The sequence below is a fragment of the Streptomyces hilarionis genome, from assembly GCF_024539675.1.
GTDB classification, from domain to species: Bacteria; Actinomycetota; Actinomycetes; order Streptomycetales; family Streptomycetaceae; genus Streptomyces; species Streptomyces hilarionis.
In genome coordinates this window covers 43,374-58,039 of sequence record NZ_JAHHIT010000045.1, presented here as the reverse complement: position 1 = coordinate 58,039, position 14,666 = coordinate 43,374, and the positions used below count along the sequence as shown (strand labels likewise).

12 protein-coding genes are annotated in these 14,666 nt (G+C 73.0%); 9 read left to right on the top strand and 3 right to left on the bottom strand.

Features of this window, described 5'->3' with window-relative positions; all coding sequences use genetic code 11:
* Positions 1 to 7: 7 nt before the first annotated feature.
* The 4 genes from secG (at position 8) to pgi (ending at position 3,937) form a co-directional block, all read left to right on the top strand.
* A complete protein-coding gene (secG, locus tag KMS84_RS10775; RefSeq protein ID WP_256915905.1) occupies positions 8 to 244 on the top strand; it encodes a preprotein translocase subunit SecG in 237 nt (78 codons plus the stop codon).
* Positions 245 to 455: 211 nt separating this feature from the next.
* The gene (locus KMS84_RS10770) at positions 456 to 791 is read left to right on the top strand and encodes an RNA polymerase-binding protein RbpA (RefSeq protein WP_003957010.1); all 336 of its coding nucleotides are present in this window, start codon (positions 456 to 458) and stop codon (positions 789 to 791) included.
* 154 nt (positions 792 to 945) lie between these two features.
* On the top strand, positions 946 to 2,214 hold the full coding sequence (locus KMS84_RS10765) for an MFS transporter (protein ID WP_308287961.1): 1,269 nt from the start codon (positions 946 to 948) through the stop codon (positions 2,212 to 2,214).
* 73 nt (positions 2,215 to 2,287) lie between these two features.
* Positions 2,288 to 3,937 (top strand): glucose-6-phosphate isomerase, encoded by a 1,650-nt coding sequence (gene pgi / locus KMS84_RS10760; RefSeq protein ID WP_256915904.1) that lies wholly within the window; start codon positions 2,288 to 2,290, stop codon positions 3,935 to 3,937.
* A 148-nt stretch (positions 3,938 to 4,085) separates the two neighbouring features.
* Here the strand turns inward: pgi and KMS84_RS10755 are convergent, their stop codons facing one another.
* The 3 genes from KMS84_RS10755 to KMS84_RS10745 are packed head-to-tail and all read right to left on the bottom strand — an operon-like array spanning position 4,086 to position 7,684.
* Positions 4,086 to 6,368 carry an FtsX-like permease family protein gene (locus KMS84_RS10755; protein WP_256915903.1) on the bottom strand — a complete coding sequence of 761 codons (2,283 nt, stop codon included), beginning with the start codon at positions 6,366 to 6,368 and terminating at the stop codon, positions 4,086 to 4,088.
* A gap of 54 nt (positions 6,369 to 6,422) precedes the next feature.
* Complete coding sequence (locus tag KMS84_RS10750; RefSeq protein ID WP_256915902.1) at positions 6,423 to 7,172, bottom strand: ABC transporter ATP-binding protein; 750 nt, start codon at positions 7,170 to 7,172, stop codon at positions 6,423 to 6,425.
* On the bottom strand, positions 7,169 to 7,684 hold the full coding sequence (locus KMS84_RS10745) for a PadR family transcriptional regulator (RefSeq protein WP_256915901.1): 516 nt from the start codon (positions 7,682 to 7,684) through the stop codon (positions 7,169 to 7,171). Before KMS84_RS10745 ends, KMS84_RS10750 begins: the two co-directional genes overlap by 4 nt.
* Before the next feature lie 122 nt (positions 7,685 to 7,806).
* Here KMS84_RS10745 and KMS84_RS10740 point away from each other — a divergent pair, with 122 nt between their 5' ends.
* The 5 genes from KMS84_RS10740 to KMS84_RS10720 all read left to right on the top strand — a co-directional run bounded on the left by KMS84_RS10740 (position 7,807) and on the right by KMS84_RS10720 (position 14,579).
* A complete protein-coding gene (locus KMS84_RS10740; RefSeq protein WP_256915900.1) occupies positions 7,807 to 9,078 on the top strand; it encodes an ABC transporter substrate-binding protein in 1,272 nt (423 codons plus the stop codon).
* A 279-nt stretch (positions 9,079 to 9,357) separates the two neighbouring features.
* The gene (locus KMS84_RS10735; RefSeq protein ID WP_256915899.1) at positions 9,358 to 10,980 is read left to right on the top strand and encodes a glycoside hydrolase family 13 protein; all 1,623 of its coding nucleotides are present in this window, start codon (positions 9,358 to 9,360) and stop codon (positions 10,978 to 10,980) included.
* A 73-nt stretch (positions 10,981 to 11,053) separates the two neighbouring features.
* Positions 11,054 to 12,382 carry an ABC transporter substrate-binding protein gene (locus tag KMS84_RS10730; protein ID WP_256915898.1) on the top strand — a complete coding sequence of 443 codons (1,329 nt, stop codon included), beginning with the start codon at positions 11,054 to 11,056 and terminating at the stop codon, positions 12,380 to 12,382.
* Between the two features lie 5 nt (positions 12,383 to 12,387).
* Positions 12,388 to 13,743: an ABC transporter permease subunit gene (locus KMS84_RS10725; RefSeq protein WP_256915897.1), complete on the top strand. Its 1,356-nt coding sequence runs from the start codon at positions 12,388 to 12,390 to the stop codon at positions 13,741 to 13,743.
* Positions 13,740 to 14,579, top strand: coding sequence for a carbohydrate ABC transporter permease (locus KMS84_RS10720; RefSeq protein WP_256915896.1), 840 nt, complete (start codon positions 13,740 to 13,742; stop codon positions 14,577 to 14,579). Before KMS84_RS10725 ends, KMS84_RS10720 begins: the two co-directional genes overlap by 4 nt.
* Positions 14,580 to 14,666 lie beyond the last annotated feature (87 nt).

Here is a 14,666-nt window from a genome sequence, read left to right as displayed (position 1 = left end):
TCCAGCCGTGGTTTTGGGGTTCTCGATCGCCCTGATCGTCTTCAGCCTGCTGCTGATGCTGCTGGTGCTGATGCACAAGGGGAAGGGCGGCGGCCTCTCCGACATGTTCGGTGGCGGCATGCAGTCCTCCGTCGGCGGCTCCTCGGTCGCCGAGCGCAACCTCGACCGCATCACCGTGGTCGTCGGGCTGCTCTGGTTCACCTGCATCATCGTTCTCTGCATCGTGATGAAGACGAACAACTGATCAGCTTCTCACAGGCACGCACATTCCGGTACGTAACGCCCCATGTTCGGTACGCGCAGCTGAGCGCGGCCTATCATGGGGCTTGCGTCCAGGTGTGGAAGCTGTAACTCCAAGCACTGGACGCGCGTTGGGCCTTACGTAGACTGAGGCGCTCGCAGCGAAGCGAAACGCCGACTCGCTTCGCGGCACCATCACGCAGGGAGTTACGACCGTGGCAAGTGGCAACGCGATCCGAGGAAGCCGGGTCGGGGCGGGGCCGATGGGCGAGGCCGAGCGGGGCGAGTCCGCGCCGCGTCTGCGCATCTCCTTCTGGTGCTCCAACGGACACGAGACGCAGCCCAGCTTCGCCAGCGACGCGCAGGTCCCCGACACCTGGGACTGCCCCCGCTGCGGGTTCCCGGCCGGGCAGGACCGGGACAACCCCCCGGACCCGCCGCGCACCGAGCCCTACAAGACGCACCTCGCGTATGTGCGGGAGCGGCGCAGCGACGCGGACGGCGAGGCGATCCTCGCCGAGGCGCTCGCCAAACTGCGCGGCGAGATCTAGCAGCAGGACCGGCCGGGCGCCTCAGGGAGCCTGGCCGCAGTCGTGGCGGGGCCGGGCTGCCGCCCGTCCGCGGACCGACTGTCAGTGGCGCCCTCTACGGTTTTCCCAGCGGTTCCCGTCTCTGCGGTGAACCGGGTGGCCGTGAGGGGGAGTTGTGGCGACGGTCGGACTTGCGCACAGGCGTGCGCCGGCATGGCGCGGGGGGTTCGGGCGGCTGTGGAGCGCCGCGGTGGTCTCGCGCTTCGGGGACGCGCTGCGCACCACCGCGCTGCCCCTGCTCGCCGTGCGGCTCACGGACGACCCCGTGGTCATCGCCTCCGTCACCGCCTGCGCCTATCTCCCCTGGCTGTTGTTCGGGCTGCTCGGCGGAGCCCTCGCCGACCGGGTCGACCAGCGGCGCGCCATGTGGGCCGTGGACACCGCACGCGGTCTGCTCGTCGGCGCCTTCGCGCTCGTCGTGGCCCTCGGTCACGCCTCCGTCCCCCTGCTGCTGGCCCTCGCCTTCCTACTGACCACGTTGCAGACGCTCTTCGACAACGCGTCCACCGCCCTGCTGCCCTCCCTGGTGGACGCGGAGGCCCTCGGCGGGGCCAACGCCCGTCTGATGACCGGCCAGCAGCTCGCGGGCGGCCTGCTGGCCGGCCCGTTCGTGCCGTTGCTGCTCGGCCTCGGCGCGTGCGTGCCGTTCGTGGCCGACGCGGGCACGTATCTGCTGGCCGCGGCACTGGTGGCGTCCCTGCGGGTGCGGCCGCCCGAGCGGGAGCCGCGCCCGGCGGGCAGCACGCTGCGCGCCGAGATCGCCGACGGCCTGCGTCACCTGTGGCGCGACCGCGTCCTGCGGCCGGTCTGCCTGGCCACCCTGGTGTGCAACGTCGGCATGGGCGCCCTGATCGCCACCCTGGTGCTGCACGTGACGCGCTGGCTGCACGCGGGCGACACCGGGTTCGCCGTCGCCATGACGGTCTACGCGCTCGGCAGCCTCGCCGGCGGTCTCCTCGCCCAGCGGATGGCCCGCCGTGTCGGCCGGGCCCGGTCCCTGCTGCTCGCCGGGACGGTCCAGACCGCGTCGCTGCTCCTCATGGGCGCCGTGCAGCACCTGGCCGCCCTGTGCGCGGGCATGCTGCTGCTCGGCTCCATGGGCATGGTGTGGAACGTCCACCAGACGACGCTGATGCAGCAGCGCAGCCCCGCCGGCATGCTGGGCCGCGTCTCCGCCGCGTTCCGGACGGCCTCCACCTCCGGCGCCCCGACGGGAGCGCTGCTCGGCGGAGCGGCGGCCCGGGCCTTCGGACCGAACGCGCCCGCCCTGCTCGCCGCCGCGCTCTTCGCACTGGCCGTCGCCGCGTTGATACCCGCGGCCCGGGCGGACGTACCTGTCGGTGAACCGCTGGACGGCGCCGCGACGGCTCGCGTCGCCCCCTGATCAACTAGGTTGGGACCGGCGGGACGAGCCGTGCGAGACGGCACGGACAGGTGAGGAAGGGCTGAAGTCCGACATGAACGCAGACGGCCGTACGAGGCTCGACCGGACGCCCGAGTGGACCGCTCTGGCCGAACACCGCGCGAAGCTCGCCGAGGTGCGGCTGCGCGAGCTGTTCGACGCCGACCCCGAGCGCGCCGCCGGATACACGCTGCGGGTCGGGGACCTGCACATCGACTACTCCAAGCACCTCGTCACCGACGAGACGCTGCGGCTCCTGCGGGAGCTGGCCGCGGCGACCGACGTCTTCGGCCTCAGGGACGCCATGTTCCGCGGCGAGAAGATCAACACCACCGAGGACCGCGCGGTCCTGCACACCGCCCTGCGCGCCCCGCGCGACGCCGTGATCGAGGTCGACGGCGAGAACGTCGTCCCCGCGGTGCACGCCGTGCTGGACCGCATGGCCGACTTCGCCGACCGCGTCCGCTCCGGCGCTTGGACCGGCCACACCGGGCAGCGCATCCGCAACGTCGTCAACATCGGCATCGGCGGTTCCGACCTGGGCCCCGCCATGGCCTACGAGGCGCTGCGCGGCTTCACCGACCGCGACCTCACGGTCCGTTTCGTGTCCAACGTGGACGGCGCCGACCTGCACGAGGCCACCCGCGACCTGGACCCGGCGCAGACGCTGTTCGTCATCGCGTCCAAGACGTTCACCACCATCGAGACGATCACCAACGCCACGTCGGCGCGCGGCTGGCTGCTGGACGCGCTGACCGACGAGGCGGCCGTCGCCCGGCACTTCGTCGCGCTGTCGACGAACGCCGAGAAGGTCGCCGAGTTCGGCATCGACCCCGCCAACATGTTCGAGTTCTGGGACTGGGTCGGCGGCCGCTACTCCTACGACTCGGCCATCGGCCTCTCCCTGATGATCGCCGTCGGGCCCGACCGCTTCCGCGAGATGCTCGACGGCTTCCACCTGGTCGACGAGCACTTCAGGACCGCGCCCCCCGAGTCCAACGTCCCCCTGCTGCTGGGCCTGCTCGGCATCTGGTACGGCAACTTCCACGACGCCCAGTCGCACGCCGTGCTGCCCTACAGCCACTACCTGTCCAAGTTCGCCGCCTACCTCCAGCAGCTCGACATGGAGTCCAACGGCAAGTCCGTCGACCGGGACGGCGAACAGGTGCGCTGGCAGACCGGCCCCGTCGTCTGGGGCACGCCGGGCACCAACGGGCAGCACGCCTACTACCAGTTGATCCACCAGGGCACCAAGCTCGTCCCGGCCGACTTCATCGGCTTCGCCGAGCCGCTCGCCGGGCTCCGCGACGAACTCCGGGCGCAGCACGACCTGCTGATGGCCAACTTCTTCGCCCAGACGCAGGCGCTGGCCTTCGGCAAGACACCGCAGGAGGTGCGCGCGGAGGGCGTGCCGGAGGAGCTGGTGGCCCACAGGACGTTCAAGGGCGACCACCCCACGACCACGATCCTCGCCCGCGAGTTGACGCCCTCCGTCCTCGGACAGCTCGTCGCGCTCTACGAGCACAAGGTGTTCGTCCAGGGCGCGGTGTGGAACATCGACTCCTTCGACCAGTGGGGCGTGGAGCTCGGCAAGGTCCTCGCCAAGCGCGTCGAGCCCGCGCTCACCGAGGGCGCCGAGGTCCCCGGACTGGACGCCTCCACCCGGGCCCTGGTCGCCAAGTACCGGGAACTGCGAGGCCGTTGACGGAGCCGGAGGCGCGGCAGAACCGATGCGCGCCGCAGGGGGGGGGGCGACGGTTCGCGGGCCGTCGGCTCCCTCCTCGGACCCGGGCGCGCCGAGGCCTCGGCGTCCGGGCCACCGCGCTCGGGCCACCGTGCTCAGGCCACCGCGCTCAGGCCACCGCGCTCAGGGTGTCCGCCAGGCGGCGCCGGGCCGCGCGGGACGCCGGGAGCGCGGCGAGGGCGGCCGCGCCCAGCACCGCCGCGGCGGCGAACAGCGCCAGCAGGGCGGGCGAGGGTCCCTGCGCGATCCCGGCGCCGATGCCGCTCGACCTGCCCTGGACGTCGATCAGCCACCGCGCGAACGGCGCGCCCACGGCGGTGGCGGCCAGGACCGCGGCCGAGGCGGTGCAGCCGGTCGCCGTGACCGTGACCGCGGTGATCTGCCGGGGGGACAGCCCCACCGCCTTGAGCGCGAGCAGGTCCCGCTCGCCCTCGCGCACCGTGCCGCCGATCACGGTGAGCAGTTCGATGAGCCCGATCAGCGCGAGCACGGCGATCAGGCCCGCGACCACCGCCCGCAGCGAGGAGAGCCCGTCGGCCGGGTTGCTCACGGTGTGCACGTCCAGATGGCCCTGCCCTGCGGCGGTCAGCCGGCCGGCGACCTCGCGCGGGTCCGCGTCGGGGCGCAGCCGCAACTGGTAGAGGGTGGCGCCCAGGGCGGGGTCGTTCTCCCGCAGGGTGTCCAGCGAGGTGGAGATGACTCGTCCGGCGTTCTCCGGCTCGATGCTGCGGCCGACGATGTGCAGGATCTGCGGCTGCTCGCCGACGGTCACCCGCACCCAGTCGCCCACCCGCACGTCGAGCAGGTCGAGCAGCCCCTGCCCGGCCACCGCCTCGTCGCGGCCGTGCGGCCGGTCGCCCTCCGCCAGGGCGTACGGGTACGGTGCCCGGCCGGTGCCGAGGCCGCGCAGGGCGATGGTGGCCGTCTGGCCCGGGACCAGGGCCGCGACCTGCGCGCCGGGGTAGGCGGCGGCCACCTGCGGATCGCGCTCCAGCACGGCCAGGGCGTCCGGGCCGCTCAGACCCGAGTCGGCGCGGACGCTGAGCGCCGCCGGGAGGCCGACCTGCTCGGGGCTGCTGCGGAAGCGGTCGATGGTGGTCCAGGCGCTCATCGCGACCACGATCAGCAGCAGCGGCAGCGCCAGCCGGGCCACCGTCGCCAGCGAGCGCGGACGCCTGGCGAACGCCTTGTGCCAGCCGAGCACCAGCGCGGGCGGGAGCCGCAGCCCGAGCGCCCGGCGCGCCACGCCCGACAGGGCCCCGCCGGCCGCGCCGACGGGCCGCGGCACCGGGACCGGCGGCACCCGCCCGGCCCGCCAGGCCGCCAGACCGGTCGTCGCGCCGATGAACAGGACCGCCCCCGCGGGCACCGCGACCAGCGCCGCGGGGGTGGCCGGCAGCCCCTGCCACACGCCGACCGCGTCGCCGAAGCGCCCCGGGATCCGGCTGCCCAGCGCCGAGATGAGGGCCGCCGCGGCCACGGCTCCCAGCAGCGCGTACGCCAGGTGCTGGAACAGGAAGACGCGGACCACCTGGCCCGGCGTGAACCCGATCGCCTTCAGGACGGAGATGTCCCGCAGATGGCCGCGGATGCGGGTGGCGATCGCCCCGTGCACGGCGAGCCCCGCGGCGATCAGCGCGCCGAGCCCGAACAGGGCCAGCACCTGTCCGAGGAGGCGGTTGTCGCCCTGCGCCTCGGCCCGCGCCTGCTGCCACGTCGAGACCTCGTCGACCGTGCCGGAGCCGAGCACGGTGACCGCCCGCTGCACGATGTAGTCGGTGTCGTCGGGATCCGACAGCCGCAGTCCGATCACCTCGCCGCGCGGGTCGGGGACGGCGGACGGCAGCGCCCAGACCAGTCCGGGCCGCTCGCCCGGGCGGTAGCGCGGTTCCGCGCTGTCGGCGACGCCGCGGACGGTCAGCCTGCGCGCGGTGCCCGGCAGGGTGAGGGTGTCGCCGGGCTCGGCCAGCAGCGCGCGGGCGAGCCGGCTCTCCAGGACCACGCCGTCGGCGTCGTCGGGGTCCAGCCAGGAGCCGGACGTGAGCAGCGGCCGGCCCATGGCGGGTCGCGCGGGCGTGCCGCGCAGTTCTACGGAGGCGCGCGCGCCGCGCGAGACGACGGTCGCGGACCCGGTGGGATAGGGGCCGGCCACCGACTCGACGCCGTCCAGCCCGGCCAGCTTCCCCACCCGGGCGGACGGGCCGGTGTGCAGAGAGACGTGCGCGCCGTGCGCCTGGGTGAACACCCGCTGCCAGGGGTTGGTGGCGTACCCGAACAACGCCATGGCCAGCAGCAGCGACCCGACGATGCCGGCGGTGGCCAGGACGAGGAACAGCGCCTCGCCGCGGTGGGTGCGCAGATCGGAGTGCGCCCAGCGCAGGACGGCTCGCACCGGCTCAGCCCCTCGTCTCGCGCCGCGCGGCGCGGCGGTCGTCCACCGGCATGTCTAGTCCCTGAGTTCCAGCACGCCGGAGGTCCCCGTGCCGCGGGCGGGCACGGCGTCCAGTGCGGCGTCGTCGGCGATCCGGCCGTCGAAGAAGCTGATCACCCGGTCGGCGGCGCTGGCCAGCCGGGCGTCGTGCGTGACCAGGACGATCGTCTGCCCGCGCCCGTGGAAGCGGGTGAGCAGCCGCATCACCTCGCGGGTGCCCTTGCTGTCCAGACTCCCCGCCGGCTCGTCCGCGAGCAGCAGCGGCGGATGGTTCACCAGCGCCCGGGCCAGCGCGACCCGCTGCTGCTCGCCGCCGGAGAGCTCGCCGGGCATGCTCCGTTCCTTGCCCGCGAGCCCGAGTTCGGCCAGCAGCTCGCCCCGCTCGGCCCGGGCGCGGCGGGGCGAGGCCCCGGCGAGCAGGGCCGGGAGTTCCACGTTGTCGGCGACCGACAGATCGGAGACCAGGTTGAAGAACTGGAAGACGATGCCGATGCGTTTCCTGCGCTCGACCGCCCAGCGCGCCTCGGAGTAGCCGTCGGTGCACTCGCCGTCCAGCCAGAGGCTGCCGCTGTCCGGACGCTGCAACCCGCCCAGCAGGTGCAGCAGCGTCGACTTCCCGGCGCCGGACGGACCGGTGACCGCCACGAACTCGCCGCGGCGCACGCGCAGGTCGACCCCGCGCACGGCGTGCGCCGGGGAGCCTTCGCCGTGGTGGGTCTTGACCAGCCGCTCGGCGCGCAGCAGGGGAGCGGGACTGTCGCTCAACTCGGCTCCTCCAGCTCTTCCTGACACCGTTCCAGCCAGTCGAGGTCGGCTTGCAGGTGCAGCATCGCGCCCTCGATCAGGAGGTGCGCGACGCGGTTGTCGCGGTTCTCGGCGGCGGCCAGTTTCGACAGGGTGCGCATGGTCGTCAGGTACTGGCGCCGTTGTCGGTTGATGAGGGCGATCTGGTCGGCGAGACCGGTCTGCGGGGCGAGGGCCAGTTTCATGAAGAACTCGTCCCGCACCCGCGGTTCGTCCGCCGTCTCCTCGTACCAGGCGCGCAGCTCGTCCCGGCCGGCGTCGGTGAGGTGGTAGATCTTCTTGTTGGGCCGGCTCGACTGCTCGACCTCTTCGCCCTCGATCAGTCCCGTCTTCTCGAGACGGCCGAGGGTCACGTAGATCTGGCCGACGTTCGGCTGAGGGTACGCGGACCCCAGCAGTTGCTCAAGGTCCTGCTTGAGCTCGTAACCGTGGGCCGGGCCGCGCGCGAGGAGAGCCAGGAGGGGCAGGCGCACTCGTGCTGTCCTCCTAGTCTGCGTAATGTGCTCCAGGCCCTAGTATCGCCCATACCTAACAGGTATACATGGCCCCTGACGGAGGGCGAGGGCGCCCGGCGCCGGTGTACAGGGAGGAACCTATGCGGTGGATCCACGCCGCCGGTAGGGGCCTGCTCGTCCTGGCGGTGGTCCTGACCGGTTACGTCGCCTCCGGCGCGCACGCCGACGACGGCTCCCCGGGGGACCGCGGCCCGCTCACCCTGGCCACCGCCGGAGACCTCACCGGCTACCTCGGACCCCTCCTCCAGGGATGGAACCGCACCCACCCCGGCGAGAAGGTCACCCTGGTGGAGCTGCCGGACTCCGCGGACGAGACCCACGCGCAGATGGCCACCGACCTGCGCGGCGGCGACCGCGGCCGGTTCGACGTCCTGAACATCGACGTCAGCTGGACCTCGGAGTTCGCCGCCGCCGGCTGGATCCGCCCGCTCCCGCGCGACCGCTTCCCCCTGAAGTCGTTCCTGCGGCCGGTCGTCGACACCGCGACCTACGACGGACGCCTCTACGCCGTCCCGTACGTGACCAACGCCGGCCTGCTCCTGTACCGCAAGGACGTCCTCGCCGCGGAGGGCGTGCCCGCGCCGCGCACCTGGGCCGAGCTGGAGCACGACGCGAGGACCATCGCCCCGAGGCACGGGCTCGACGGCTACGCGGGCCAGTTCCTGCCCTACGAGGGCCTCACGGTGAACGCGGCCGAGGCCGTCTACTCGGCCGGCGGCTCGATCCTCGGCGACGAGGGCGCCCGCGTCACCGTGAACTCGGCGGCCGCCCGCGAGGGCATCGGGTTCCTCGCCCGGGGAGTGCGCGAGGGCTGGATACCGAAACGGGCGCTGACGTACAAGGAGGAGGAGTCCAAGCAGGCCTTCCGCGACGGCCGCCTGCTCTTCCTGCGCAACTGGCCCTACGCCTACGCCGTCGCGTCCGCCCCGGGCTCCCCGGTCGCGGGCAGGATCGGCGCCGTCCCGCTGCCCGGGCCCGACGGGCCGGGCCGGAGCGTCCTGGGCGGCTCCAACCTGGCCGTCGGCACCCATGCGCGCCATCCCGACTCGGCCGCGCGGCTGATCGCCTACCTGACCGGCGAGGCCGTCCAGCGGCAGGTCCTCGTGCGCGGCGCGCTGCCGCCCGTGCGCGCCGCGCTGTACGACGATCCCGCGCTGGTGCGCGCCTTCCCGTATCTGCCGACCCTGCGCGCGAGCGTCATGCGGGCCGCGCCGCGCCCCAAGAGCGCGCGGTACGACCAGGTGAGCCTGGTCGTGCAGGCGGTCGTGCGGGACGCGATGACCGGGCACGGGACGCCCGAGGACGCCGTGCGGCGGCTCGCGCGCGAGCTCGCGGCCCTCTCGGACCGCTGACCACCCGACCGCCGGCAGGTCCGCCGCCGGGGGCGTCGAGGGGCGCGCCGCAGCTCTTCTAGTTACATGTTAGGTAACGCGACGGCCTCACCTTGCCGCGCGGTGACCGGTTACGTCCCGATATGGATACCCAACTCCTCGGTAGCTTCCGCCTTCTCATTGACACCCGCGCGACATGGCTACTTAACATGCATGCATAACCGCAGGGCTCGCTGCCGCGCTCACCGCCGGGTTGCCGCAGGCCTTGCCGCAGGGTTTTCACACAGACGGGTCAATGGGTTGAACAGGCTCCCTTGGTGGCGTGACGCCGTGATCTACCAGGTCTACGTCCGCAGCTTCCTGGACAGCACGGGCGACGGCATCGGCGATCTCGCCGGGGTCAGGGCCGGACTGCCGTACCTCAAGAAGCTCGGCGTCGACGGGATCTGGCTGAGCCCCTTCTACCCCTCGCCGCAGCACGACCACGGCTACGACGTCGCCGACTACCGCGACGTCGATCCCGTCTTCGGCGACCTCGCCGAGTTCGACCTGCTGATGGCGGCCGCCCGCCGGCTCGGCGTCCGGGTGCTCCTGGACATCGTCCCCAACCACTGCTCCAGCGAGCACCCCTGGTTCCGCGAGGCCCTCGCGGCCGGCCCCGGCAGCGCGGCCCGCGCCCGCTTCCACTTCGCCGACGGCCGCGGCCCGCACGGCGACGAGCCGCCCAACAACTGGCACGCCATGTTCGGCGGCCCGGCCTGGAGCCGGGTCACCGACCACCACGGCCGGCCCGGCCAGTGGTACCTGCACATGTTCACGCCCGAGCAGCCGGACTGGAACTGGCGCAACCCCGAGGTGGCCGCCGAGTTCGACCGGACGCTGCGCTTCTGGCTCGACCGGGGCGTCGACGGCTTCCGCATCGACGTGGCGGCCGGCCTCTTCAAGCACCCCGACCTGCCCGACTCCCCGGACCCTGAGGCCGACGCCCGCACCCGCGACTCGGTCAACCCGCTCGCCTGGAACCAGCCCGAGGTGCACGGGGTGTGGCGGCACTGGCGCTCGGTGTGCGACGCGTACGCCGCGCGCGACGGACGCGAACGCCTGCTGGTCGGCGAGGTGTCCGTGCCCACCGCCCGCGAACACGCCCGCTACGTCCGGCCGGACGAGCTCCACCAGGCCTTCTTCTTCGACCTGCTCAGCGCCCCCTGGGACGCCGGCGCCTTCCGCAAGGTCATCTGCGAGGCCATGCAGGACATCGCCGGCACCGGCTCCACCGTCACCTGGGTCCTCAACAACCACGACCAGGTCCGCACCGTCACCCGCTACGGCGAACCCGCCACCGAGGGCAGCGGCCTCGGCCCCGCCCGCGCCCGGGCCGCCGCGCTGCTGATGCTGGCCCTGCCCGGCGCCGCGTACATCTACCAGGGCGAGGAGCTGGGCCTGCCCGAGGTCGTCGACCTGCCCGACGACGTCCTCACCGACCCGATCTTCCACCGCACCGGCAGCCGCGCCCGCATCCGCGACGGCTGCCGGGTGCCGCTGCCCTGGTCCGGACAGGCCTCGCCGTTCGGCTTCACCTCCGGCGCCGAGGGCGCGAGGCCCTGGCTGCCGCAGCCCGAGTACTTCGCCGAGTACGCCACCGACCGCGCCCTCGCCGACACCCGCTCCTTCTGGCACCTGTACCGCGACGGCCTCCAACTGCGCGCCTCGCTCGACCAGTTGGGCGAGGGCTCGCTGCACTGGCTGGAGAGCGCCCCCGGCGTCCTCGGCTTCACCCGCGGCGACGGCCTCGTCTGCGCCGTCAACTTCGGCACGGCGCCGGTGTCCGCACCGGTCTCCGGCACCCCGCTGCTGTCCAGCGGCCCCTGCCCGTCCGGGGTGCTCCCCGGTTCGACGGCCGCCTGGTGGCTCACCGACCTCTGACCCCGACCGACGCAGGACCTTCCCGCACGGCCCGATCGACCGTCATTTCCCCATCCCCGAAGGGACATCAACGATGATGCGACGACGCACCACCTGGCTCACCGGCTGCACCGCCCTGGTCCTCGCGCTCGGCGCCACCGCCTGCGGAGGCGGCGAACCGGTCGCGGCCGGCGGCGGCGACCAGGCCCTCGGCGGCCAGACCGTCACCGTCGCCGGCGTCTGGTCCGGCAGCGAACAGAAGAACTTCCAGAAGGTGCTGGACGCGTTCAGCGAGAAGACCGGCGCCAAGACGCAGTTCGTCTCCACCGGCGACAACGTCTCCACCGTCGTCGGCAGCAAGATCGAGGGCGGCAACGCACCCGACGTCGTCATGGTCCCCCAGGTCGGCGTGTTGCAGCAGTTCGCGAAGAACGGCTGGCTCACGCCGCTGTCCCCGACCGCCCGCAAGGCCGTCGACGGCAACTACGCGCACGTGTGGAAGAACTACGGCAGCGTCGACGGCACCCTGTACGGCCTCTACTTCAAGGCCGCCCACAAGTCGACCGTCTGGTACAGCCCCGAAGCCCTCACCCAGGCCGGCGTCGAGCCGCCCACCACCTACGCCGACCTGCTCAAGGCCGGGCACACCGTCTCCGACTCCGGTCTCGCCGCCTTCTCCGTGGCCGGGCAGGACGGCTGGACGCTCACCGACTGGTTCGAGAACGTCTACCTCTCCCAGGCCGGACCCGCCAAGTACGACGCCCTCGCCGCCCACAAGCTCCCGTGGACCGACGCGTCCGTGGTCCGCGCGCTCGGCACGCTCGCCGCACTGTTCAAGGACGAGCAGCTCGTCGCGGGCGGTCGGAAGGGGGCCCTGAACACCGACTTCCCGGGCTCGGTGGAGAAGGTGTTCGGGCCGGAGCCCGCGGCCGGCATGGTCTACGAGGGCGACTTCGTCGCCGGGGTCGCCAAGGACCAGTTCGGCAGAACCATAGGCCAGGACGCGAACTTCTTCCCCTTCCCCGCGGTCGACGGCGGCAAGGCCCCGGTGGTCAGCGGCGGCGACGCGGCCGTCGTCCTGAAGGACGGCAAGAACACCAAGGCCGGCATGGCGCTCCTGGAGTACCTGGCCACCCCCGAGGCCGCGGCCGTGTGGGCGAAGGCCGGCGGCTTCCTGTCCCCGAACAAGGCCCTCGACCTCGCCTCCTACGGCGACGACGTCACCCGGGCGACCGCCAGGTCCCTCGTCGGCGCCGGGGACTCGGTCCGCTTCGACATGTCCGACCAGGCGCCGGCGGCCTTCGGCGGCACCAAGGGCGCGGGGGAGTGGAAGCTGCTCCAGGACTTCCTGCGCGACCCGTCCGACCCGAAGGGGACCGCGGCAGCGCTCGAGACCGCGGCCGCCAAGGCCTACAAGGGCTGACGGCCATGACCGCGACCCTCGTGAAGGAGACGGACCCGCCGCCCGTCGCGGCCGCCCGCGGCCCGCGCCCCCGGCGGCGAGGCCGGATCATCGCCCTGCTCTTCGCGTTCCCGGCGCTGCTCCTGCTCGGCGCGCTCGTCGTCTACCCCGTGCTGTTCTCCATCGGCCGCAGCTTCTTCGACGCGTCCGGCACCCGCTTCGTGGGCGGTGAGAACTACACCGAGATGTTCCGCGACCCGGCCACCCTCAACGCCGTGCGCAACACCGCCGTCTGGGTCGTCGTGGCCCCGGCCCTGCTCACCGGCCTCGGCCTCGTCCTCGCCGTCCTGGTGGAGAAGGTCCGCTGGGCGACGGCGTTCAAGCTGCTGCTGTTCATGCCGATGGCGGTGTCCTTCCTCGCCGCGGGCATCATCTTCCGGCTGGCCTACGACGAGGACCCGGACAAGGGCGTCCTGAACGCCGCCGTCGTCTCCGTCCACGACGCGTTCCGGGGCACCTCGCCGTACCCCGAGGGCCGGGCCCGCGAGGGCGGAACGCTGACCCGGAGCCCGGACGGCTCCTACCGGACGGGCACGGGCGTCCCGCCCGGGAACTCCCTCGCCCTCCCGCTGGTCGGCGTCCCGCCGAAGGACCTGCCCGCGGACGCCCGCCCCGCCGGCCCGGCCGCCGCCCGCAAGGCCGCGCCCGGCGAGCTGCGCGGCGTCGTCTACCTCGACTTCACCCCCGGCGGCGGAGGAGAACGGGGCAGGGTCGACCCCCGAGAGAGCGGGCTGCCGCGGGCCGAGGTCGAGGCGGTGCGCGACGGCCGGACGGTCGCGAGCACCACCACGGCCGCGGACGGCTCCTTCTCCTTCCCCGCACTGAGCGCGGGCTCGTACACGCTGACGCTGCCCGCGTCGAACTTCGCCCGGCCCTACGACGGCGTCTCCTGGCTCGGGCCCGCCCTCGTCACACCGGCGATCATCGGGGCGTACCTGTGGATCTGGACCGGCTTCGCCATGGTCCTGATCGGCGCGGGGCTCGCGGCGCTGCCCCGCGACGCGCTCGAGGCGGCGCGCATGGACGGCGCGAACGAGTGGCAGATCTTCCGCCGGATCACCGTCCCCCTGCTGGCGCCGGTCCTGACCGTGGTCTTCGTGACGCTGGTGATCAACGTGATGAAGGTGTTCGACCTCGTCTACATCATCGCGCCGGGCCCCGTGCAGCAGGACGCGACCGTCCTCGCGACACAGATGTGGCTGGTGTCGTTCGGCGGCGGCAACAACCAGGGGCTGGGCAGCGCCCTCGGCGTCCTGCTGCTGCTCCTCGTGGTCCCGGCCATGGTCTTCAACGTCCGCCGCTTCCGAAGGAGTCAGCGATGAACGCGGTACGGCGCGGCCTGGGCAACGGTGTCGTGCAGATCCTCCTCGTGGTGGTCGGCCTGGTCTGGGCGACCCCGCTGGCGGGACTGTTCCTGTCCTCGCTGCGGTCCGCCCAGGACACCGCGAAGGGCGGCTGGTGGACCGTGTTCACCGCCCCCCGTCAGCTGTCCTTCGACAACTACTCGGCGCTGCTCGCCGACTCGGGCATGACCCGGGCCTTCTGGAACACGGTGCTGATCTCGGTGCCGACGACCGTCCTGGTGGTGGTGCTCGCGGCGCTGGCCGGATACGCGTTCGCCTGGCTGGACTTCCCCGGCCGCGACGCCGTCTTCCTCGGCGTGGTGGCGCTGCTGGTGGTGCCGGTGCAGATCGGGCTGCTGCCGGTGGCCAAACTCTTCGGGCAGCTGGGGCTGTTCGGCACGATCCCCGGCGTGGTGCTGTTCCACGTGGCCTACGGGCTGCCGTTCGCGGTGTTCCTGCTGCGCAACTACTTCGCCGAGATGCCGAAGGAGATGCTGGAGGCCGCGCGGATGGACGGCGGGAGCGAGTGGCGGATCTTCACCCGGCTGGTGCTGCCGGTGGGCCGGCCGGCGATCGCCAGCCTCGCCATCTTCCAGTTCCTGTGGGTCTGGAACGACATGCTCGTCGCCCTGCTGTTCGCCGACAGCTCCGCCCAGCCCCTGACCGTCGCCCTGCAATCCCAGGTACGGCAGTTCGGCAGCAACATCGACGTGCTGGCGCCGGGGGCGTTCCTGTCCCTCGTCGTGCCGGTGGCCGTGTTCTTCGCCTTCCAGCGGCACTTCGTGCAGGGAGTGATGGCGGGGTCCGTCAAGTAGGGCGGCCCGAGCGGGAGTTCCGCTCCGGGAGAGCAGGCGCCGCGAGGAGCCGGACGGGGCGGCGAGGGGCGGCGGGGGCCGCAAGCC

What these genes read in the sequence shown, in the direction of transcription:
- pgi (WP_256915904.1), top strand. Translation starts at nt 2,288, where the DNA reads ATGAACGCAGACGGCCGTACGAGGCTCGACCGGACGCCCGAGTGGACC.
- KMS84_RS10740 (WP_256915900.1), top strand. Translation starts at nt 7,807, where the DNA reads ATGCGGTGGATCCACGCCGCCGGTAGGGGCCTGCTCGTCCTGGCGGTG.
- KMS84_RS10730 (WP_256915898.1), top strand. Translation starts at nt 11,054, where the DNA reads ATGATGCGACGACGCACCACCTGGCTCACCGGCTGCACCGCCCTGGTC.
- KMS84_RS10725 (WP_256915897.1), top strand. Translation starts at nt 12,388, where the DNA reads ATGACCGCGACCCTCGTGAAGGAGACGGACCCGCCGCCCGTCGCGGCC.
- KMS84_RS10720 (WP_256915896.1), top strand. Translation starts at nt 13,740, where the DNA reads ATGAACGCGGTACGGCGCGGCCTGGGCAACGGTGTCGTGCAGATCCTC.